The sequence below is a fragment of the Arthrobacter sp. B0427-1-12 genome (genome assembly GCF_059092905.1).
In genome coordinates this window covers 37207-58736 of the sequence record NZ_JBNHIC010000008.1, presented here as the reverse complement: position 1 = coordinate 58736, position 21530 = coordinate 37207, and the positions used below count along the sequence as shown (strand labels likewise).

At 68.5% G+C, this 21530-nt stretch carries 20 protein-coding genes; 14 read left to right on the top strand and 6 right to left on the bottom strand.

Translation table 11 applies throughout. From position 1 onward, the window contains the following. Positions 1 to 48: 48 nt before the first annotated feature. A complete protein-coding gene (locus tag AC5RWU_RS07730) occupies positions 49 to 3855 on the bottom strand; it encodes a TM0106 family RecB-like putative nuclease (RefSeq protein ID WP_494031703.1) in 3807 nt (1268 codons plus the stop codon). 374 nt (positions 3856 to 4229) lie between these two features. Here AC5RWU_RS07730 and AC5RWU_RS07725 point away from each other — a divergent pair, with 374 nt between their 5' ends. Beyond that, positions 4230 to 4718, top strand: coding sequence for a DUF2306 domain-containing protein (locus AC5RWU_RS07725; protein WP_494031702.1), 489 nt, complete (start codon positions 4230 to 4232; stop codon positions 4716 to 4718). Positions 4719 to 4724: 6 nt separating this feature from the next. On the opposite strand, the gene idi is transcribed toward AC5RWU_RS07725, so the two are convergent. Next, entirely contained in the window at positions 4725 to 5288 is a 564-nt protein-coding gene (gene idi, locus AC5RWU_RS07720) for an isopentenyl-diphosphate Delta-isomerase (RefSeq protein ID WP_494031701.1), read from the bottom strand. 133 nt (positions 5289 to 5421) lie between these two features. On the opposite strand from idi, the gene AC5RWU_RS07715 reads away from it, so the two are divergent. The 3 genes from AC5RWU_RS07715 to AC5RWU_RS07705 all read left to right on the top strand — a co-directional run bounded on the left by AC5RWU_RS07715 (position 5422) and on the right by AC5RWU_RS07705 (position 8972). Further along, on the top strand, positions 5422 to 6588 hold the full coding sequence (locus AC5RWU_RS07715; RefSeq protein WP_494031700.1) for an HNH endonuclease family protein: 1167 nt from the start codon (positions 5422 to 5424) through the stop codon (positions 6586 to 6588). Between the two features lie 209 nt (positions 6589 to 6797). Beyond that, the gene (locus AC5RWU_RS07710) at positions 6798 to 7562 is read left to right on the top strand and encodes an SDR family oxidoreductase (protein WP_494031699.1); all 765 of its coding nucleotides are present in this window, start codon (positions 6798 to 6800) and stop codon (positions 7560 to 7562) included. A 42-nt stretch (positions 7563 to 7604) separates the two neighbouring features. Further along, the gene (locus AC5RWU_RS07705) at positions 7605 to 8972 is read left to right on the top strand and encodes an NAD(P)/FAD-dependent oxidoreductase (protein ID WP_494031698.1); all 1368 of its coding nucleotides are present in this window, start codon (positions 7605 to 7607) and stop codon (positions 8970 to 8972) included. A gap of 64 nt (positions 8973 to 9036) precedes the next feature. On the opposite strand, the gene AC5RWU_RS07700 is transcribed toward AC5RWU_RS07705, so the two are convergent. After that, positions 9037 to 9543 (bottom strand): SRPBCC family protein, encoded by a 507-nt coding sequence (locus tag AC5RWU_RS07700; RefSeq protein WP_494030425.1) that lies wholly within the window; start codon positions 9541 to 9543, stop codon positions 9037 to 9039. Between the two features lie 157 nt (positions 9544 to 9700). Between AC5RWU_RS07700 and AC5RWU_RS07695 the strand changes: the two genes are divergently transcribed. After that, positions 9701 to 10777 (top strand): S1C family serine protease, encoded by a 1077-nt coding sequence (locus AC5RWU_RS07695; protein ID WP_494030424.1) that lies wholly within the window; start codon positions 9701 to 9703, stop codon positions 10775 to 10777. 34 nt (positions 10778 to 10811) lie between these two features. On the opposite strand, the gene AC5RWU_RS07690 is transcribed toward AC5RWU_RS07695, so the two are convergent. Further along, positions 10812 to 11048, bottom strand: a complete 237-nt coding sequence (locus tag AC5RWU_RS07690) for a lipopolysaccharide assembly protein LapA domain-containing protein (protein ID WP_494036952.1) — start codon at positions 11046 to 11048, stop codon at positions 10812 to 10814. A 263-nt stretch (positions 11049 to 11311) separates the two neighbouring features. Here AC5RWU_RS07690 and AC5RWU_RS07685 point away from each other — a divergent pair, with 263 nt between their 5' ends. Genes AC5RWU_RS07685 through AC5RWU_RS07675 form a run of 3 tightly spaced genes read left to right on the top strand, consistent with a single transcriptional unit; the run spans position 11312 to position 14370 of the window. Further along, complete coding sequence (locus AC5RWU_RS07685) at positions 11312 to 12445, top strand: type III polyketide synthase (protein WP_494030422.1); 1134 nt, start codon at positions 11312 to 11314, stop codon at positions 12443 to 12445. A 10-nt stretch (positions 12446 to 12455) separates the two neighbouring features. Further along, complete coding sequence (locus AC5RWU_RS07680; protein ID WP_494030421.1) at positions 12456 to 13196, top strand: class I SAM-dependent methyltransferase; 741 nt, start codon at positions 12456 to 12458, stop codon at positions 13194 to 13196. After that, positions 13189 to 14370 (top strand): FAD-dependent oxidoreductase, encoded by a 1182-nt coding sequence (locus AC5RWU_RS07675; protein WP_494030420.1) that lies wholly within the window; start codon positions 13189 to 13191, stop codon positions 14368 to 14370. The genes AC5RWU_RS07680 and AC5RWU_RS07675 overlap by 8 nt, the downstream gene beginning before the upstream one ends. Here AC5RWU_RS07675 and AC5RWU_RS07670 read toward each other — a convergent pair. Then, a complete protein-coding gene (locus AC5RWU_RS07670; protein ID WP_494036950.1) occupies positions 14349 to 15893 on the bottom strand; it encodes an SDR family oxidoreductase in 1545 nt (514 codons plus the stop codon). The two genes, AC5RWU_RS07675 and AC5RWU_RS07670, sit on opposite strands and share 22 nt — an antisense overlap. 184 nt (positions 15894 to 16077) lie before the next feature. Here AC5RWU_RS07670 and AC5RWU_RS07665 point away from each other — a divergent pair, with 184 nt between their 5' ends. The 6 genes from AC5RWU_RS07665 (at position 16078) to AC5RWU_RS07640 (ending at position 20772) form a co-directional block, all read left to right on the top strand. After that, on the top strand, positions 16078 to 17343 hold the full coding sequence (locus AC5RWU_RS07665) for a sensor histidine kinase (RefSeq protein ID WP_494030418.1): 1266 nt from the start codon (positions 16078 to 16080) through the stop codon (positions 17341 to 17343). Next, entirely contained in the window at positions 17331 to 17981 is a 651-nt protein-coding gene (locus tag AC5RWU_RS07660) for a LuxR C-terminal-related transcriptional regulator (protein WP_494030417.1), read from the top strand. Before AC5RWU_RS07665 ends, AC5RWU_RS07660 begins: the two co-directional genes overlap by 13 nt. 32 nt (positions 17982 to 18013) lie before the next feature. Further along, positions 18014 to 18868, top strand: a complete 855-nt coding sequence (locus tag AC5RWU_RS07655) for a DUF4097 family beta strand repeat-containing protein (RefSeq protein WP_494030416.1) — start codon at positions 18014 to 18016, stop codon at positions 18866 to 18868. A 113-nt stretch (positions 18869 to 18981) separates the two neighbouring features. Continuing rightward, positions 18982 to 19521 (top strand): GNAT family N-acetyltransferase, encoded by a 540-nt coding sequence (locus tag AC5RWU_RS07650; RefSeq protein ID WP_494030415.1) that lies wholly within the window; start codon positions 18982 to 18984, stop codon positions 19519 to 19521. A gap of 119 nt (positions 19522 to 19640) precedes the next feature. After that, on the top strand, positions 19641 to 20267 hold the full coding sequence (locus tag AC5RWU_RS07645) for a class I SAM-dependent methyltransferase (protein WP_494030414.1): 627 nt from the start codon (positions 19641 to 19643) through the stop codon (positions 20265 to 20267). Between the two features lie 112 nt (positions 20268 to 20379). Further along, entirely contained in the window at positions 20380 to 20772 is a 393-nt protein-coding gene (locus AC5RWU_RS07640; RefSeq protein ID WP_494030413.1) for a VOC family protein, read from the top strand. Positions 20773 to 20844: 72 nt separating this feature from the next. Here AC5RWU_RS07640 and AC5RWU_RS07635 read toward each other — a convergent pair whose 3' ends face one another. Next, entirely contained in the window at positions 20845 to 21159 is a 315-nt protein-coding gene (locus tag AC5RWU_RS07635; protein WP_494030412.1) for a hypothetical protein, read from the bottom strand. Positions 21160 to 21530 lie beyond the last annotated feature (371 nt).

Sequence of the window (21530 nt, the reverse complement as noted above, 5' to 3'; positions counted from 1 at the left end):
TTCATTTCTGTCAGCCGTGCCTTGGGAAAACGCTGGGGGACGACGGAATCAGGTTGTGGTCCAGGAGCTGGGTGCGCCGTGGTCCTTCGCTAGCAGGGCGCGCCAGTAGCGGTGTTCCTCGTCGAATTCCGGATCCGTCATCAGCGGTATCTCCGGCTGCGCGATCGACGAACGGGCAGCCCGGCAGAGGCCCACGAAGGCCCCGAGTTCCTCCAGCCCGTCGGGATGCGTGGGAATGTAGTTGGTCAGCTCGGGGGAGCGGATCAGTACGGCGGCCCACTGGCCGCGGGAGATGGCGACGTTGATCCGGTTGCGGCTGAGCAGGAACTCCATGCCGCGGGGCGCTTCCGCAGGTGACGATGCCGCCATGGAGACGATCACGACCGGGGCCTGCTGCCCCTGGAATTTGTCCACCGTGCCCACGCGCACGTCCGGCAGGCCGGCCTCCGCGAGTTTTTTGCCGATCAGCCGGACCTGCGCGTTGTAGGCTGCGACGACCAGCACGTCCTGCTGGGCCAGCGGGCGGGCTGTGCTGCCCGCGTCCTCGGTCCAAGCCGTGCCGACCAAGCGCTTGACCTGCCGCACCGCTTCCTGCGCTTCCTCGCTGGAGGAGGTGGAGTTGTCCCGGTGTGCCACAAAGACGCATTCGAGGCCCGGAACCACCCCCTCCAGGGAACGTTCCTCCGTGCAGGGGTGTGAATGCAGCTGCCGGTTGTAGGCCAGCGCGGAGACCGCCATGCCCAGTTCGGGGTGCATGCGCCGGGTGCTCGCGAGGAAGTAGCCAAGCTGCGGCGGCAGGATCCGGCGCCCCTGGGACAGCCAGCCCAGCGCCGACTCGTCCACGGGCTCCGGATGCTTGCCCTGGGTGACCTGCGGCAGCTGCTGGGGGTCGCCCAACAGCAGCAGCCGGCGGGCGGCGCGCGTGACTGCCAGCGTGTTGGCCAGCGAGTACTGGCCCGCTTCATCGATCACCAGCAGGTCGAGCTCGTCCTCGGCAAAGCGGTCGGCATGGGCAAAGTCCCACGCGGTCCCGCCCACCACGCAGGGGCCCTTTTTCAGTTCCGCCAGGTCCGCGTCGCCCAGCTGCTGGCAGGCGGTGCCTTCCCCTGCGGTGCCTTCCCCTGCTGCGCCGGCTCCGCTGGCCGGGCCGCTGTCCGCGTTGCCGTTGGACCTGCTGGGCCGCCGCTTGGCCACTTGCTCGGGCCTGATCCCTGTGTCGGCGCCGTTTTCGATGACGGCGCGAAGCATATTGTCGATCACCGCATGGGACTGGGCGACGACGCCGACCTTCCAGCCCTCGGCAACGAGCCTGCCGATTACCTGGGAACCTACGTACGTCTTGCCGGTTCCCGGAGGTCCCTGGACCGCCAGGTAGGAACGGTCCAGATCCCGTACGGCGTCAGTGATGGCCGTCGTGTAGTCCTCGCTGTGTACGGCGGGCAGCCCCGGCAGTGACGCCAGGCGCGGCGGCCGCTGCTGGAGGATGTCCAGTCCAGGGTGCTCCGGCACGTGCGGCAGCGCCGCGGCGACCCGGGCGGCCAGCTCCTGCAGGGACTCCTCCTGGGCGTTGGTCCTCAGGGGCTGGCCAGGTGTCAGCGCCATCGGCAGCTCCGGATACTCGGTGCCGTTCCGGCGCAGCCCCTCGCGGAGCACGACGACGTCCCGGCCGCCGGCGCTGCCGACCTCCTGGACCGTGGCTGAGAACCAGCCGCCCCTGACGGCGGTGCCGTCGTCGTTGTTCCGGAGGTCGGCCGGCAGCGGCTGTTCGTACATCGCAAAGACCTCGGTGCCCGGCCGGTAGTCGGAGCCGGCGGCCAGCGTTCCGGTCAGCCGCAGTTCCCGGGATGGGTTCTGCCGGGGTGTTTGCTGGGACCAGTCGCGCAGCACCTCGGCCTCGTCGACGATGAAGACATCCCGGATGTCATGCCATTCGGACAGCGATGCGGTGAGGCGGTCGAAATGAGCCCACCAGAACTGTTTCCGTTCCCGGCGGTGGTAGCCCACGGCGGCGGCAACCATGGCGACGGCCTGCGCGGCGGGGGACAGCCGACCGGCCTCGCGCGGCTCATCCTTTCCCGGCCCGGCCTCGCGCTGCAGGGCCGCGTCGATCTGCAGGGACTGGGCGACGAACTCCCGGAGCGCCCGCTCCTCCGCTGTCATAGCCTCGGCGGATTCCTCCGGCTGCTCCGCCCTGGCCTTCTGAGCGGAGGCGGCCTTGGACTGCGATCCGGGTTCAATCCCGCGCCAGGCCGCGCGCACCAGCAGCCAGTCCCGCAGCCGGAGCGTGGAGAGGCAATCGTACCGGTTGTACGCCCGGATGCTCGCCAGGATCTCTCCGGCAGCCTCCGGATTCCCGCCGTCGCGCGCGTCCATGTAGTTGGCGTACGCCACCACGGAGGCTCCCGCGTCCGTCACCTCGCCGGTGCGCGGCATGTCCTGCATGTAGAGCGGTTCGAGTTTCTTGAGGCTGTAGGAGTCGGCGGAAATCCGCAGGCTGCTGCGCACCACGTCATACAGGTCCACCAGCACTTCCTCGCGCAGCAGCCGGTCCACCGCGTCCTCGCCCACCACATGCCGCAGGGACAGCCGGCGCAGCGCGGCCTTTTCATAGTTGGCGTAGTGGTAGATGTGCATGTCCGGATACCGGGCGCGGCGCTCCGCCACATAGTCCAGGAATTCCACTAGGGCGCGGCGTTCCTCCGCACGGCTGTGGGCCCAGAAGGCGCGGAACTCCGGCTCCGCACCCTCGGCGGGCGCCTCAGCCACGCCGAAGAGGTACTCCAGGCCCCAGTCAGTGGAACCCGGTTCGGCCCAGAGCGGGTCCCCTTCGAAATCGCAAAAGATATCCCCGGGGCTGGGCCGGGGAATGGTGCCGAGCGTGTTGTGCGGCAGGATCTTGTAGGACACCTCGTCAACTTTGCCGTCCGCGCCCTGACCGTTCAGCTGCATGCGGGCCTGCTCCCGCAGCCGGAACAGCACCCCATTGCTGCCGGCGCCGTCCGGTAGGTCCATGGCGGCCAGCTGCTCGATGGTCGTCACTCCGTCTTCGATGAGCTTCTTCCGCCGGAACAGGCTCATGCCCGCCACCAGCAGCAGGTCCCGGTGGATGGCCACCTGTTCCTGGCAGATGCCGCAGCGTCCGCAGGCGGTGTACCGGGGATCGCCCCAGGCGACGGGATTGCCCTGCCGCCGGTGCTGATGCAGGATGGCCAGCAGCCGGTCGCGGCGCTCGCGGTACACGGGCAGGATGTCCGCCAGGGTGTGCGTGGTGGTGACGTTCTTGCCCAGGACCAGGTGGACCGTGGGGGCGGCGGTGATCCCGGCCTGCTCCAGCTGGTCCGCGTAGGCGGCCAATTGCAGCAGCGCCGTCACCTTGGCGTGGCGGGCGAGCTTGGTGTCATACACGGCATAGACGGGCGAATCGCCCGTGGCCGCGGCGTGGTCCGTCCGGACCAGGAAATCGGCGCGGCCGTGGAAGGTGCCGTCAAAGAAGGAACCCTGGAAGACCACCTCGGCTCCGGCGCGCAGCGCGTCGATGGTTTCGCGGTGCTTGGCCTCCAGCACGGCGCGTTCCATGCGGTCGGCGGGAACGACGTCGTACACCCCGGTTGCGCCGTCCCAGTCGCCGAACTGCCGGCGGTAGTCGGCCAGGACACGCGCCTCGTGCGCGTCCCCCAGCTGGGCGGCGCGTTTCTGCATGTCATCTTCGACCACCGGCAGGCCCGGTCCGCGCCCGAGCTTGTCATCCAGTTTCCGCAGGACCGCATATTCGCACCGTGCAGCCTCCACGAGGTCCGTGGCCGAGAAAACAAGGTCCCGCGCGGCGCCGGGCGTTGGGGGTTCGAGCAGGAACACTGGGGCCTCCCGGTGGCTGGTGCGCTGATGCTGGGAAGTCTAGTAGCCGCAGGGGACATTGTGGGAGGGCAGTTCCGGCCGCACCGTGCCGGCGCCGGCTACTGGTCGCCGAAGGCCTCCTCGCCGAAGACCTGGACGGTCATGGAGGCCAGCCCGTATAGCCCCGCGTCGGTCCAGTCTGCTCAGGTACTTCCGCACGAAGCCCGGCCTTTGCGGCGTGTTGCCCGGACACGCCGCAAGAGACTGGCAGGACCTGAGCAGACTGGGCCGCGGGGCAACGCCCTGGCCTACGCAACGAGGGTGGACCGGGCGACCCGTGTTGTCGACCCGGTCGGACGATGTGCGCCGGCGGGCTGCCTCCGTAGGCTTCAGGCATGGAACCTGACTGGCCGATCCTCACCGCAGTCCACGCCGTTGCCGCCGGCTACGCACTGCTGTTCGGGGGCTTCAACCTGCTGCGCCGCAGGCGCGGGGACCGGATCCACCGGATCCTGGGACGGCTCTGGGTGGCGTCCATGTACGTCGTCTGCCTGACATCCTTTGGCATCCGGGACCTCGACGGCGGCTTCAGCTGGCTGCACGGCCTGTCCCTCTTCACCCTGTTCTCGGTGACCATGGGTCTGTTCGCGGCCATCAGGGGGAACATTCCCTCGCACATCGGCTTCATGACCGGCAGCTACTTCGGCATCGTGGGTGCGTTCGTGGGCGTGGTCGTAGTGCCCGAGCGGCGCATTCCGCAGATGGCACTGACCGACCTGCCGGGCCTGTTCCTTTGGGTGGCGGCGCTGGTGCTGACCGCGGCGTTCACCGTTGCCGGGGTCATGCGGCTGCGGACCCCCAGCCCTGCGAAGGCCCACGCCTGACCAGGGTCAGAGCCGTCCGGAGAGCCGGAATTCCTGCAGCTGCAGCACCAGCCAGGGGCTGAAGGCCCAGGGCGCCGAGGCCACCGCGGTCTCCAGCGCGGACGGCTCCGCCCACTGGTATTCGCCGACCTCGTCCGCCCGCGGCTGCGGGACATCCCGGGTGACCGCGGTGAACACCGGGCAGTATTCGTTCTCCACGAGCCCGGAGGCATCGGTGGCGCGGTACCGGAAGTCCGGCAGCGCCACGGCAAGGCTTTCGACGGCGATGCCCAGCTCCCAGCGCGCCCGCCGCCGCACGGCGTCCTCCAGGGATTCGTCCGGACCCGGGTGGCCGCAGAAGGCGTTGGTCCACACGCCCGGCCAGGTGGCCTTGGCCAGAGCGCGGCGGGTCACCAGCACGCGGCCCTGCGGATCGAAGACATGGCAGGAGAAGGCCAGGTGCAGAGGAGTGTCGGCGGTGTGGACGGTGGCTTTGTCCGCCGTGCCGATCGGCCGGTGGTCCTCGTCGAGCAGGACTACCCGCTCGGGAGGTGAGCCTGCTCCCGGATGGCTCCTGGCGCCGTCGTTCATCTGTGCTGCCTCCTGCGGTTGAACAGTCAATTCTAGCCGCCCCGGCCGCGGTCCACTGCCTGTGGAGAAGTAGACTGGACTACCGGGTCTTCGCTGGAGGCCCGTTGCAGTACAAAGTTTTTTGGGGGACCAAGTGAATACGACTGAACAGCGCCCGGGCGCCCCGGCGCAGCGGCGGCATGGCCGCAGAGCCAAATTCCCAACGCGCCTTGCCGGCGCCGCCGCGGCGCTGCTGGTGGTCGCCGGCTGCGGCAGCGCCGCGGACACGGACGACGGCGGCGCTTCCGCACCGCCGCCGGCTGCGGAATCGACGGTGGCGGCAACCGCGGCGCCGACGCCCACCCCGACAGCGGACACCCCGACGGCGGACGCAGCGCCGCTGGATCCGGAAACGGCCGCGCCGGCCGCGGAAGGGGCGGCCGCACCGAATGCGCAGCCCGCGTACGCGTCGACCGCGCTGGACGTGCTGGCTACCCTGCCGGTCAAGGGCCGGGCGCCGAAGACCGGCTACGACCGGGACCAGTTCGGCGAGGCCTGGGCGGATGTGGACCGCAACGGCTGCGACACCCGCAACGACATGCTCCAGGCACAGCTCACGAACATCGTCTTCGTCAACAGCGTCCCCTGCAAGGTGTCCACTGGCGTGCTGGCGGACCCGTACACGGGCGTGAGCATCCCGTTCCAGCGCGGCCAAGGAACCAGCGACGACGTCCAGATCGACCATGTCGTGGCGTTGTCGGATGCCTGGCAGAAGGGCGCCCAGCAGCTCACCTTCGAGCAGCGCGTGGCATTCGCCAACGATCCGCTGAACCTGCAGGCGACGGACGGGCCCACCAACCAGCGCAAGGGCGATGGCGACGCCGCCACCTGGCTGCCGCCGAACAGGGCCTATCGCTGTGAATATGTTGCCCGGCAGATCTCGGTGAAGGCTGCGTACAGCCTGTGGGTCACGCAGGCTGAACACGACGCGATGGCCCGAGTCCTGGGGGACTGCTCCGGTCAGCTGGCGCCGACCAACCAGCAGGCTCCGGTCCAGCCGGCGCCCGCTCCCGCTCCGGCACCGGCCCCTGTTCCGGCGCCGGTCAAGCCGGTTCCTGCTCCCGTGCCTGTGCCCGCCCCGGCTCCCGCCGGAGTCCCGGCTGGCCCGGCGCCTGCAGCCGGCGTCAACTGCTCGGACTTTGCGGCGTGGGCTGCCGCCCAGGACTGGTACGAGTACTACCTGCCCACCCACGGGGACATCGCCGGCCTTGACGGCAACAGCGACGGCGCCGCCTGCGAATCGCTGCCCGGGGCGCCGTAGAACCGGCCGCCGCAGCGGCTGTATTCCCGCGGAAGCATCAGTGCTACGCTGGGCCGAAGATCGACGTTGAACCCGTCCCTGCGGGGGCGGGCTGCTCTACTGAAGTACCGTGAAACTGCTCCGGGTCAGCCCGTTGGCCGCAGTTCAGGCAACGGAAATCCCGGCAGCATCAACGGCGCCTGCGGCGCCGGGAACCGGGAGGGAAGTGCGTGACTGCACAACGTGTTCTGATTACGGCCGGAGCCAGCGGCATCGGGCTGGCCGTTGCCAAGGCCTTCGTGCACGAGGGGGCCCGGGTCCATATCGGGGACATCAATGAGGAGGCCCTGGCCCAGGCCATCCACTTCAACGAGGCAATCAGCGGCACGTCCTGCGATGTGGCGGACCCCGTTTCGGTGGAGAACATGTTCGCTGATGTGAGCGAGCAGCTGGGCGGACTGGACGTGCTGGTCAACAATGCGGGCATCGCCGGCCCGACGGCGCCCGTGGCGGACTACGATCCGGCCGCATGGGAGGCAGTCGTCGACGTCAACCTCAGCGGCACGTTCCACGTCACGCGGCATGCGATCCCGATGCTGAGGGAATCCGCACGCGGAACCATCATCGTGATGAGTTCCATCGCCGGCCGCTTCGGCTATCCCAACCGCGTCGGCTACGCCACCACTAAGTGGGGCCTGGTCGGTTTCACCAAGACCCTGGCCATGGAACTGGGGCAGTTCGGCATCACCGCCAACACGATCCACCCCGGCGCAGTTGAAGGAGCGCGGATCGAGCACGTGCTCCATGAACGGGCCAAGGCCTCCGGCCGCTCCGTGGAGGAGGAGACGACGAGCATGCTGGAGAACCAATCGATCAAGCGGTTCGTGGTTCCGGAGGACATTGCCGCGCTGGCGGTGTTCCTGGCCGGCCCGCACGCCCGGACCATCTCCGGCCAGATGTTCCCGATCGACGGCGACTCCAAATCCACGCAGTAACCAAGTCCAGGCAGCAGCCGAATCTACGCAAGGAGTCCCAGCATGTCGTTCAACGATACGCCGCACGTCCTGATCCTCGGCGGTGGCTACGTCGGCCTGTACACGGCGTGGGGCCTGCACCGGAAGCGCGCCACCACTCCGCTGAAGATCACCGTGGTGGAGCCCCAGCCGTACATGACCTACCAGCCGCTGCTGCCCGAGGTGGCCGGCGGGGAGATCGAGCCGCGGATCGTCACCGTGGAACTGAGCCGCGCGCTCAAAGGCGTCCACCTCTTCCGCGGCCGGCTGCAGTCCCTGGACATCGATGCCCGGAAGGCGACGCTGGAGTCCATCACCGGTGCCGTCGAGACCATGGAATATGACCACGTCGTCTTCGCACTGGGCGCGGTGACCCGGACCTTCCCGACCCCCGGCCTGGCCGAACACGGTATCGGGTTCAAGACCCTCGAAGAGGCGCTGTACACCCGCGACCACGTGCTGGACAGCATCGCCTGCGCGGCGGCGACCGAGGACCCGGACGTCCGAGCCAAGCTGCTTACGTTCGTGGTGATCGGCGGCGGGTACACCGGCGTCGAGGCGCTGGCCGAACTCAGCGACCTGTCCAAGCTGGCCGTTGACGAATACCCGAACCTGAGCCGGCAGGAGCTGAACTGGATCCTGATCGAGGCGCTGGACCGGGTGGCCCCCGAAGTGGGTCCCAAGCTGTCCGCATGGACGCTGGAGCAGCTGCGCGAACGCGGCATCGATGTCCGGCTGAAGACGACCATGAAGTCCTGCGTGGACGGGAACTGCGAATTCAGCGACGGCACCACGGTGCCGGCCAACACGATTATCTGGACCGCCGGGGTCAAGCCGAATCCGGTGCTGGATGAAACCAATGTGCCGCGCGGTCCCAAGGGGCATGTGAATGCCAACGCCAAGCTGCAGGTGGTCCGCGAGGACGGCAGCGTGGTTGAAGGCGCCTGGGCTGCCGGCGACTGCGCCCAGGTCCCGGACCTGACCGCAGCCTCGCAGCCGGCCTACTATCCGCCCAACGCCCAGCATGCGCTGCGGCAGGCCAAGGTGCTGGCGAAGAACATCCTGGCGGTGGTCAACGGCGGCGAGCCGCAGGAGTACCGGCACAAGTCCCTGGGCACCGTGGCCACCTACGGCGTGGGCAGGGGAGCGGCGAACGTGCTGGGCCTGCAGCTGAAGAACCGGCTGGCCTGGTACGTGGACCGCGCCTACCACGGGCTGGCCATGCCAACCTTCAACCGCAAGTGGCGGATCTACACGAGCTGGCTGTCGCAGGCCTTCACCAAGCGGGACATCACCTCGATGGAGGCCTACCGGCATCCGCGGGAGCAGTTTATCCGCGACGCCGGCGGCACCCGGAAGCACGCCGGCGGCGGCCGGAAGCACCGACACTGAAAGAACGACGGCGGCGGTCCGGCTTGGGGTGCCGGACCGCCGCCTGAAGGACGGGTTGGAAGTGCTAGAGTGCCCCGCCTGTCAGGCCGGGATCGGCCTGGCTGCCGCCGACCTGGCCCGGGGCGTCCACATCCCCGCGCCAGCCGCCGGTTTCGGTGCCGCGGGACTCGATGAACTCCTTGAAGCGCTTGAGATCGGACTTCACCTGGCGGTCGTCGGCGCCCACGGCTGCGCCGGCCTTTTCCATCATGGATTCCGGACTCCAGTCGAACTGCACCGAGACGCGGGACTGCGTGTCGTTGAGCCGGTGGAAGGTGACCACCCCGGCATGCTCCACGCCGTCGGTGCTCTTCCAGGCCACACGCTCGTCCGGATGCTGCTCAGTGATCTCGGCGTCGAACTCCCGGGTTTTCCCGGCCACGCTGGTCCGCCAGTGCAGATGGGTGTCGTCCGTCTGGACCACGGACTCGACACCGTTCATAAACTCCGGGAATGATTCGAACTGCGTCCACTGGTTGTAGGCAACACTAACCGGCACGTCCACGTCGATGGATTCCTGGACAGTTGTCATCGTGCATCTCCTTGTCGTCGGACTACACCTGCTACTAAGCACCGGTTGCTAAGTACGCTTAGTATGGTTCACGCTAGTGGCGGCGCACGGAGAGGGTCAAGGACCGGCTCAGCGGCAGCCGCCCGGACGCTAGCGTCTGGACAAGGAGTGGGAACCGATGGCACCTTTCAGCACAGTACCGTCCACATGGCGGGGACTGCCGGTCTTGGGAGGAGCCGCGGTCCTAGCCCTGTTGCTGGCGGGCTGCACCGCCGGTGACGGCGAGGATCCGGCGGCGACGGCTTCGCCGAGCGTCGTCGAATCCGGGACCGAGGCCCCGGCCGTTCCGCAGATCGCCGGGACGGCGGACATCCCGCAGATCGTCGCAAACGTGCAGCCGTCGGTGGTCACCGTGTTTACCCAGGGCGGCTCCGGCAGCGGGGTGATCTACACGGAGGACGGGCTGATCCTGACCAACGAGCATGTGGTCCGCGGGGCACAACAGGTCCAGGTCGCCTTTGCCGACGGCCAGCGCGTGGACGGCACCGTGGTGGCCACCGACGTCGTGACCGACCTGGCGCTGGTCCAGGCAGACCGCACGGGTCTGCCCCCTGCCCAGTTCGAAACCTCCCTGCCGCGAGTGGGCGAGCTGGCCGTGGTCATCGGCAGTCCGCTGGGCTTCGAGAACTCGGCCACCGCCGGCATCATCTCCGGCTTGCACCGGGACATTCCCGGCTCCGCGACCAACAGCCAGTCCCTGGTGGACCTGATCCAGACCGATGCCGCCATCAGCCCGGGCAACTCGGGCGGCGCCGTTGTCAATTCCGCCGGCCGGGTGGTGGGCATCAGCGAGGCCTACATCCCGCCCCAGGCCGGGGCCGTCTCGCTGGGCTTCGCGATCCCGGCGGCCACCGCCGTCGAGGTCGCCGAGCAGCTGCGCGAGGACGGGACGGCGGAGCACGCGTTCGTGGGCCTGGTGCCGGCCGCCATCACGCCGCAGATCGCCGACCAGCTGGGTCTGGACAGCACCGAGGGAGCGCTGGTGATCAGTGTCGTCGACGGCGGCCCGGCGGACGACGCCGGTATTCGCCCCGGCGATGTGCTGGTCCGGCTGGGCGACGCGCAGCTGCATTCCCCGGAGGACCTGCTGGCCGCGCTGCGGAACTACAGCCCGGGGGACACCGTCCCGGTGGAGGTGCGCCGCAGGGACGGGACAGCCGAGGTGGAGCTCACCCTGGTGGACCGGCCGCGGTAGCGCGTCCGGCGGAACTCAGGTGCCGGTGCCGGTCCTAGCCCTTCCGGTTGCGGCGTTCGCCAAGCCGCAGCTGGGCGATGCGCAGGCCGCCGATGATCGCCACCAATGCCCCGCCGGCCACTGCGGCGATGAACAGGGCCATGCCCAGCGTCAGGGAACCTTCGATGCCCAGGAAAGTCACGGTGACCAGCCGCGGGTTCTGCAGGATGAAGACGATCAGCAGGATCAGCAGGATCAGGGCCACCGCGGTGGCGACCCAGATGACACCCATGCGTGTCACATGCTGCTTCTGGGCAGACGGTTGCTGCGCCGGGGTGCGGTCCGGGGAAGGTGCCCGCTTCCCGCCTGTTCCCGGCATACCTGACTTCCGTGCCGAGCGGCCGTGCGGAACTGGATTCGTGGTCATGCTGCCTCAATATCCGTTGATGCCAGTTGATATCAGCGTACGCCGGGGAGGCTGCTTGAGCGACAGCCCGTCCCCGGCGCCGTCAGGACACTCTTCCTTTTTGCCACCTGCCCGGGCAAAGTTGGGTTATGTCTGTCATGGTGAGGTCCCTGGAAACAGCTGTCCCCGAAACCATCCTGGTCCAGAGCCAGGTGCGTGACGTTTTCGCGGAGCAGCCGGGGCTGAGCCGGCTAAGTTCCAGGCTCATCGGCGCCGCGTTCAATGCGTCCGGGATCGAGAAGCGGCATACCGTGTTGAAGGAATTCACCCTGGAGCCCCGTGACGCGAGGGTGTTCTTCGAGCCGGACACCCACCGGCTCAACAGCCCCAGCACCAAGGTCCGCAACGAAATCTACGCCGTGGAGGCCACCAAGCTGTTCGTCGAGGCCGGCCGGAAGGCGCTCGCCGCGGACCCGGCCCTGACCAACCGGGACATCACCCACGTGGTCACCGCCTCCTGTACCGGCTTCTACGCCCCTGGCCCGGACTACCAGCTGGTCCGCCAACTGGACCTGGACCCGGCCGTGCAGCGCTACCACATCGGGTTCATGGGCTGCTATGCAGCCTTCCCGGCCCTGCGCGCAGCCAAGCTGTTCTGCGAAGCCGACCCCGCCGCCGTCGTCCTGGTCATCAGCGCGGAGCTGTGCACGCTGCATGTGCGCAGCTCCGATGACCAGGACACCATCCTGGGTTCCTCGCTCTTCGCCGACGGCGCCGCGGCCGCCATTGTCAGCGCCCGCCCTCCGGAGGCCGGGACCACGGTCCTGGCACTGGACCACTTCGAGACGGTCCTGACCCCGGTGGGCGAGGAGGCGATGGCGTGGAACATCGGGGACGAGGGCTTCGAAATGGTCCTGGGCACCTACGTTCCGCACATTATCGACGACCACATCACCGGTGCGCTGGCACCCCTGCTGGCACGCGATCCGTCGCTGGAGGGCATGCCGCACAAGACGATCGAGCACTGGGCCATCCACCCCGGCGGACGCAGCATCCTGGACAAGGTGCAGGCCCGGCTGGATCTGAGCGACAAGCAGCTGGTGCCCGCCCGAGAGATCCTGCGCAACTACGGGAACATGAGCAGCGCCACGGTGATGTTCGTGCTCAAGCACATCCTGGACCTGCCCTCGGCCGGCGCGGCCGAGCGGGTCTGCGGCATGGCCTTCGGCCCCGGGCTGACGGTGGAATCCGGGCTGATGACCAAGCTGGTGGTGGATGCCTAGGTTGCCGGGAATGCCTGGTATACCTCCGCTGGGTGAGCGGGCCGCGGACCTGCAGGAGCAGATGGATGGTCCGGACTGCGACCCGTACCTGCTGGAGCGGACCTACGCCCAGTTCGGCATCGTCAATGCCTTCGTTTCCGGGTGGCGGCGTACGTACGCCACGCATATCCGCCCGCAGCTGTCCCACAGCCGGACCACCACCCTGCTGGACATCGGTTCCGGCGGCGGCGACATTCCCCGCGCCCTGGTCCGCTGGGCGGACAGCGACGGCTACCGGCTTGAGGTCACCGCCATCGACCCGGACGAACGGGCCCACGCCTACGCCACCTCCCGCCCAGCTGTGCCGGGCCTGACGTTCCGCCGGGCGTTCAGCTCCGATCTGGTGCGCGAGGGGCAGGCGTTCGACCTGGTCACGTCCAACCACATGCTCCACCATCTGACCGCGGACGAGCTGACCGGGCTGCTCCGCGACTCGGAGGCGCTGTGCCAGGTCAGGGCGGTGCATAGCGACCTGCGCCGCAGCGCCGTGGCGTATGGGCTTTTTTCGGTGGCCGCCCGGGTGTTCCGCCGCTCCTACATCCGCCAGGACGGGCTCACCTCGATCCGCCGCAGCTACACCGACGCCGAGCTCCGCGCCGCCGTCCCGCCGCAGTGGCACGTGTTCAGGCGCTTCCCGTTCATCAATCTGCTGGTGCTGGAGAAGTGTCCCGGCAACGGCGCCGCCGGGGCACGGGAGGCGGGCCGTGCTTGACGTCCTGATCGTGGGCGGCGGGCCCGCCGGCCTGTTCCTCGGTGCGCTGCTGGCGCAGCAGGGGGTCGATGTGCAGGTGCTGGAACGCCGCCGGTTGGAAGAGCGCAGCCCGCATTCGCGCGCGATCGGCATCCACCCGCCGTCGTTGGCTGCGCTGGAGCGGATCGGCCTGGCCGGCCCGCTCGTGGAGTCCGGCGTCCGGATCCGCCGGGGAGTCGCCCGCAGCCAGGGTCGGTTCGTTGCCGGACTGCATTTCGGGTGCCTGTCCGGCGCCTATCCCTTCGTCCTGTCACTGCCGCAGACCCGGACCGAGGACCTGCTGCGGCGCCGCCTCGAGGAGCTGCGCCCGGGGGCCGTGCGGTACGGCCTGGAGGTCCGGGACGTGGAACCGGCCGGCGGAAAGGTGATGGTCGCCGCCGTCGCAGGCTCCGGCGGCGCACGCCGGGAGTGCGCCGCGCGCTACCTCATCGGTGCGGACGGCGCGCGCAGCACGGTCCGCGGCGCGCTCGGCATCACCACCCGCCTGAAGAACCATCCGGATACCTACGTCATGGGCGATTTCGCGGACACGACGCCGGACGGCAGCACCGCCGTGCTCTACCTCGAGCCGGAGGGCATCGTCGAGTCCTTCCCGCTGCCCGGCGGTGTCCGGCGCTGGGTCGCATGGACACCGTCCCTGTTGGAGCACCCCACCGCCGAGGGCTTGGCGCGGACCGTCCGGCGCCGCACCGGAGTCGAGATCGATGCGGCCGGCAACACGATGCTGAGCGCCTTCGCGGTCCGCAGCCGGCTGGCCGCCGCCATGGCCGCGGACCGGTGCTTCCTGATCGGCGACGCCGCGCACGAAATCAGCCCCATCGGCGGGCAGGGGATGAACCTGGGGTGGCTGGACGCCGTCGAACTGGCCCCGTTGCTGGTCCGCGCGCTCGCCGGCGAGTCCGTTGCGTTCCAGCATTATGAACGACGGCGGCGGCTCGCCGCCCGGCGCGCGGCCGTCCAGGCGCAGGTCAACATGGCGCTGGGCCGGCCCCTGCGCCCGGCGCTGCTGCAGCCGCGGAACCTGGTACTGGGCAGAGGACTGGGCACAATATTCGGCGACCAGCTGGCGCGTGCGTTCAGCATGGCGTGGGCGGGCGTCCCCACCGAATGCCGTCAGCCGGCTGCGCCGGAATGACGGTCCGCCGCCCCGGCGGTGCCGGATGCGGCAAGCGCCGCGGCGGCCCGGGTGATGTTCCGGGACATGGCTTGGAAAATGATGCCGTGGAACGGGAGGACAGCCAGCCAGTAGAGGCGGCCGGAGAGCCCGCGGGGGAAGAAGATGGCGCGCTGCCGGTAGGTGCTGCCGGCGCCGTGGCTGTCCGCGGCCAGCTCCAGCCATGCCCTGCCCGGCAGGCGCATCTCCGCGCGCAGCCGGAGGCTCTGTCCCCGGTTGATCTGCTCCACCCGCCAGAAATCCAGGGCGTCGCCGGTCTGCAGCCGGTCCGGGTGGCGGCGGCCGCGGCGGTGGCCCACCCCGCCGGTGAACTTATCGATCCAGCCGCGGACAGACCAGGCGGCCGGGAGCGAATACCAGCCGTTCCGCCCGCCGATCCCTTCTATAACCCGCCAGAGGTAGGCTGCGTCCACCTCGCAGTCCCGGGTCCTTTCGTCCGTGAAGACCTTGTAGCCGGCCCAGTCCGGATCGCTGGGCAGCGGGTCCGCGGAGGCACCGGTTCCGGAGGCGCTGGCCCACGTGGTCTCGACCTCACCGGAGCGCATTTTGCCCAGGGCCAGGTTCACTGCATCCCGGTAGGATGTGAGGCCGCCGGGCGGGGCAGGCAGCAGCGCCTCGATGTCCCTTTCGGCAGTGACCGCATCGTGTTGGAGCGACTGGACCAGCGGCACCGCCATGGTGTGCGGAATCGGAGTGACCAGGTTGATCCACAGGCCGGCCAGCCGCGGCGCGGGTATCGGCAGCGCCAGGATGAGCCGGTGGGGCAGGCCTGCCGCCTCCGTATACACATTCATCATCTGTGCGTATGTCAGGACATCGCCGGAGCCGATGTCAAAGGCCCGGTTGATATTCGGCGGCAGGGCGGCTGCTCCGGCCAGGTAATGCAGCACATCCCGGATGGCGATGGGCTCGATCCGGTTGCGCACCCAGCGGGGCGCCGGCATGAACGGCAGCACTTCGGCCAGATGGCGGATCATTTCAAAGGACGCAGAGCCTGATCCGATGACGACGCCGGCTTGGAAAACGATGGCATCAACGGGACTGTCCAGCAGGATCTTGCCGACGGCGGCGCGGGACCGCATGTGCGTCGAAAGGTCCACATTGGCCGGGTGGAGTCCACCCAGGTAGACGATCCGCTGCACTCCGGCTCTCGCCGCCGCGGCGACCACCAGTTCTGCGGCCGACTTCTCCCGTTCCTCGAAGCCTTTGCCGGCGCCCATCGAATGGACCAGATAGTAGAGGACCTGGACGCCCGCCAGGGCCGCTTCGGTTGAATCAGGATCGCTGAGGTCGCCTTCCACGATGTCGACGTCGGCCGCCCACGGCACGTCCCGGAGCTTGTCCGGGGAACGGACCAGCACGCGGACCGCATGGCCGTCGGCGAGCAGGCGGGGTGCCAGGCGGCCGCCGATGTAGCCGGTGGCGCCGGTGACCAGGACAACCTTGCGGGAAGGGTTCATGGTGGAAAGGGTACGCTGCCGCATTGCCAAACGCGTTAGTAACTCCCGCCTCCGGTTGACTCCGCAGCACGCGCACGTCTGGGCGCTCAGACATGCGTGTACTGCTGACTCCACGAATGGGGCGACCGGGGTGGGGGGATAACCCCCGGTCAAGGATGCCAGCCAGCCGGATGGTCCGCGGAGATGCCCAGGCCATAAAGTCAAAGACGTGAAGAAAAAGACCGCGTTTTTGTGGGCAGCCAGCGTTGATCTGCTGCTCGACGCCATCATGGGAATGGTGTGGTTCCTCGCTGTATTCGTGCTCTACGCCGTGGGTGTGGGACTGGTGCCGGCGTTCGGGATCGGCCTGCTGCTGGTGGGGGCCGCCGGAGCCCTGACCCGGGCGACCGGGGAGGCCGAACGGGTCCGCGCCGCCGCGCTCTACGGGATTGACATTCCGGCCCCGGTCCGGAAAAGGGCCGCCGGCCGCAGCCCCTGGCGCCCGCTGAAACAGGCCCTGCTCGACGCCGTCGATTCGGCGACCTGGCGGACGATCCTGCACCATTTCATCAGCATGGTCTTCGGCTGGACCGTGGTTACGGTGGCGGTCGGCGGGCTGTCCTTCGGTGCCGCGCTGCTGCTGTCGCCGGTGCTGCCGGACGCTGTCCCCAGCATGTTCGGTGGCTCCGTCGACCCCGCCCGTTGGGCCGGACAGGCAGGGTGGGGCGGTGCCGCAGTCCTGGTCCCGCTCCTCGGCGCAGCCATTCTGGCGGCAAGCCTCGCAGCGGTTTACTTGGCCGGCAAGCTGGACCGTGCCCTCTCCGCCGCGCTGCTGGGTCCGCCCCGGAACGTGCAGCTCGAGGAGCGCATCGACACCCTGGCCGATGCCCGCCAGGGCGCGGTGGATGCGGCGGCACTGGAGCGGCTGCGGATCGAGCGGGACCTGCACGACGGCGCGCAGCCGCGGCTGGTCTCCGCGGCCATGACGCTGGGCATGGCCAAACGGAAGTTCGACGACGACCCAGCCGCCGCCCGCGAGCTGCTGGACCGGGCACACGCGGAGACGAAGGCCGCGATCACGGAGCTGCGCCAGCTGGCCCGCGGCATCCACCCGGCGGTGCTGACGGACCGCGGGCTGGACCCGGCGCTGTCCGCGCTGGCGGCCGGCTGCATCGTCCCGACCGCCCTCAGGGTTGACGTTCCCAGCAGGCCCAGCCCGGAAATCGAGGCCGTCATCTACTTCACCGTCGCCGAAGCCCTGACCAACGTGGCCAAGCACTCCGGCGCCTCCAAGTGCGAGGTCGCCGTCGTCCAGGACCATACCCGGGTGACCACGACGGTGCGGGACAACGGAACCGGAGGTGCCGCCGTCGTCGGCAAGGGCGGGCTGGCCGGCATGCGGGACCGCGTCCGGGCCGTCAACGGCACCCTGGCCGTCCACAGCCCGGCCGGCGGACCGACCCTGATCACCGTGGAGGTGCCATGCGAATCGTAATTGCCGAAGACGCCGTGCTGCTGCGGGCGGGACTGGTCCACCTGCTCACCGATGCCGGGCACCAGATGGAGGCCGCCGTCGACAACGCCACCGAGCTGCTGAAGGCGGTCAACGACCACCAGCCGGAACTGGTGATTGTGGACGTGCGGATGCCGCCCACCTTCACGGACGAAGGCGTGCGGGCGGCCGTCTTGATCCGGGCGCAGAACCCGTCCGCCGCGGTACTGGTGCTCTCGCAGTATGTGGAGGAGCGCTACGCGGGGGAACTGATCGCGGACAACTCCAACGGCCTGGGCTACCTGCTCAAGGACCGGGTCGCGGACGTCGACGAATTCCTCGACGCCGTGGCCGAGGTCGGCGCCGGCGGGACCGTCCTGGATCCGGAGGTGGTGGCGCAGATCGTGCTGCGCTCGCGCCGGACCAACAGCCTGGAATCGCTGACCGAACGGGAACGCTCCGTCCTGCAGCTGATGGCGGAGGGCCGGTCCAACGGTGCCATCGCCCGCCAGCTGACCATCGCTGAGGGTTCGGTGGAGAAACACGTCTCCTCCGTCTTTTCCAAGCTTGGGCTGTCCATCGAGGACAGCGGGAACCGGCGCGTGCTGGCCGTCCTGCGGTACCTCGAAAGCCGGCCCTGACCACTTCATCCACTCACTAGAAGGAACCCGCCATGACCATCGCTCCCGGAACCCCGTCGAGACCTCCTGCCGGATCTTCAGCCCGGCTGAACACCCTGCGGACCGCGCTGCTGGCCATCGGGTCCATCATCATTGCCTTTATTCTGGCGGTGATTGCCCTGAACCTGTTCAGCTCCGCCTCCCGGACCGATGCGTCCGGCACCTTCATGGTGGCCGAACCCGTCCGGGCGGTCCAGATCCGCACCGAAGCCAGCAACGTCCGCGTCGGGTACGGCGACGTCGCCGAACCGGAACTGCGCTTCGAGCAGGCCGAATCAACCAACAATGCCACCTTCACGCATGCCGTGGAGAATGGAACGCTGGTGCTGGACGTGCGCCACGACGGCGGACAGTGGTGGGACTGGCTGGTCTTCGGCAGCGACGTGTCCCGTCTGGAGGTCACCCTGCCCGCGGCCCTGGCCGAGTCCCGGCTGCCGGTCATCGTGGACAGCGGGGCGGGCAATGTTGATGTCCACGGAACCTTCGGATCGGTGGACGTGGCGACGGCGGCCGGCGGCCTGGAGCTGACGGGGCAGGCGGAAGACCTCAATCTGGAAACCTCTGCGGGGAACGTCCGCGTGGACGACTATGCGGTGGCCGGACGGCTCCAGGCCTCCACCAGCGCCGGCAACCTGACCATCGGCCTTACCTCCGTGCCGGACAGCGCCACGGTGGAAAGCTCCGCCGGCAACGTCGAATTCACCGTGCCGGACGGCGACTACCGGATCACCGCTGACACCTCGGCCGGCCGGGTGACGCAGAATGTGCCGAGCAATCCGCGCTCTGACCGCCACTTCCAGCTCACGACGGCGGCCGGTAACGTCACGGTCACCAGCACGGTCCCGTAGGTCCGCGCCGCCGGATGATGCTGGCCCTCTGGTGTGACCGGCGTTACGGGCCTATGGTGGGCAGACAGCTATGTCCCATCCGAGGGAGAGCACATCAATGTGTCAGGTGGAGGATGAGAACGTTGAGCAGTGAGCGGCTGGTCCTGAGGCCGTGGACGGACCGGGACGCCCAGTTTGTTCTTGATATGTATTCCCGCTGGGTGGTGCAGCGCTTCATCGGCGCCAACCCCCAGGTACTCACCCACGTCGAGCAGGCCCGTGAGCGCATCCGGCGCATGACGCAGGAAACTGCGCCGCCCCACGGCTACTGGGCCATCACTCTGGCGGAGAGCGGCGAGCCGGTAGGCAATGTCATGCTGCGGCCGGTCTTGGCCTCGGGTGAATCCGAACCGCTCCAGCCGTCCGGGGAAACCGAAATCGGCTGGCATCTTCATCCCGATTTCTGGGGCAAGGGCTATGCCACCGAAGCGGCAAAGCTGGTCCTTGACTACGGATTCGAGAACGGCATTCCCGAGATCCTGGCGCTGGTCAACAACGCGAACCGGGACGCAATGGAGGTGTGCAACAGGTTGGGCATGGAGCCCCAGGGATTGACGTCGGCCTACTACAACGACACCGTGGAGCTTTACACGCTGAAGGCGCCGCCGGAATAGGCGCGGCCCCGACTTGAGCCGGCCCTGGCAGGAAAGAACGACGCCGGCAGGCAACAAAGGCGCGATCGGCACCTTTCTTCCCTAGACTGGCATGGGCTGGCAACAGGAAGGAGTCGCTGGTGGACGCTGATATTTGGAACGGCCGCTATCGGGCGGCGCGCACGGAAGCCGGTGCCGGACTCTGGTCCGGCAAGCCGCACGGCAGGCTGCAGCAGATCGTCGGTGAGCTGGTCCCCGGTACCGCCCTGGACCTCGCCACCGGCGATGGCCGGAACGCCGTCTGGCTGGCACAGCGCGGCTGGACCACCACCGCCGTCGACTTTTCCACCGAGGGGCTGGACCTTGCCCGGGAGCGCGCCGGACAAGCCGGTGTCTCGGTGGACTGGCAGCTGGGCGACGCCACCGACTGGGAGCCGGCCGGCCGGTTCGACCTGGTGACCATCACCTACCTGCATCTGGCCGCGGAAGCCAATGCCGCCGTCCTCCGCCGCGCTGCGCGCTGGCTTAACCCGGGCGGCCACCTGCTGGTGATCGGCCATGACCGGGACAATGTGGAGTACGGCTCCGGCGGACCCAGCGACACGGCGATCCTCTACACCGCGGAAATGCTGCGCGACGCGGCAGCGGGGCTCCAGATCCTTGATGCGAAGCAGGTGCTGCGGAACACGGACGAGGATCCCGAAGGGCCGGGGGAGCGGCGGCGCATCGCGGTGGACACGCTGCTGCTGGCGCGGAATGCCGAATGACCGAACTCCGGCCCTGACCCGCCCTCCCGCTGTCCACGCCCCAGCCGTAGACTCGTACGTGGCGGGGAGCTGCCCCGCCTTTCCACCGAGGATTCCACTTCAGGAGGCTGCAATGAGCGGTCGCGTCGTGCACTTTGACATTCCCGCCGATGACGTGGAGCGGGCAACCATCTTCTACGCCTCGGCATTCGGCTGGAAGCTCGATCCGGTGCCGAACACGGACTACACCATCGCGTACTCCACGCCCAGTGATGAGCAGGGCATGCCCACCGAGCCCGGGGCTATCAACGGAGGCATCACGAAGCGGGGCGAGTCCCTCCCGCACCCGTCGGTGACCGTCGATGTCCCGGATATTGACGCCACGCTGGCCCGGATCACGGAACTCGGCGGCCAAACCGTGGTTCCCAAGCAACCGGTCATGGAGATGGGTTTCGTGGCCTACTTCAGGGATACCGAAGGCAATATCGGCGGGCTATGGGAGACCGCCAAGGCGCCGCTGCAGTAATCCGCAACTGAACACAAGCGCGACGGCGGCACGCCCGCTTTTGGTGCGTGCCGCCGTCGTCGGCTGTGGCGCCTACGGCTCCATCCGGGTGAGTGTGAAGAACCGGTTGCCGGCTCCGGGCCGGGTGCTGGGGATCAGCAGCTTGCCGTACTTTGCGCACCACTGGGGCGAGTCCTGGGTGTCCGCGGCCGCCGCGGCAACGGCGTCGATGTCATCAGACCAGAGCATCAGGTGCTCGCCGCGGTAACAGAACCGGACAAGTCCCAGTTCATGGTCCACGTGGATGGCGACGTCCACCCACTCCTCGAGGACGGTGGCCGCCGCCGGCGGCGCGCCGGTGGCGTCAGCGGGGTCGGTGCTGTTTTTCGTTGTGTCGGTAACCATCATCTTTTTCTCCATGTTGTTCTTGCCCGCAGCGGGCTGCAGAACTTCTCTGTCCTGCGGATGCGGACCGCTTCGTCATCCAAACCACCCGCGAACATGGGGTTGGTGTGTGACCGGTTGGAGCCTTCGCGGCGCCCGGCGGTTAAACGTCGTGTGCCACAGGTCACATCTCGTGAAGCACTTATGACTATATGTTCATCGTCTGGAGATAACAAAACATGTCGTCATGTTGAACAACAGCGGAAGTCCGTCGGCGGGTTGGTCGAGACTGGCTGAACCTGCGGCTCCGGTCTTCCGCCCCAGGGTCCGCCGCTGGAGAATTCTGTTGAGAGCCGGGATGCCTGGAGTTGCAGCAGGGTGCCGGCGGCCGGCAA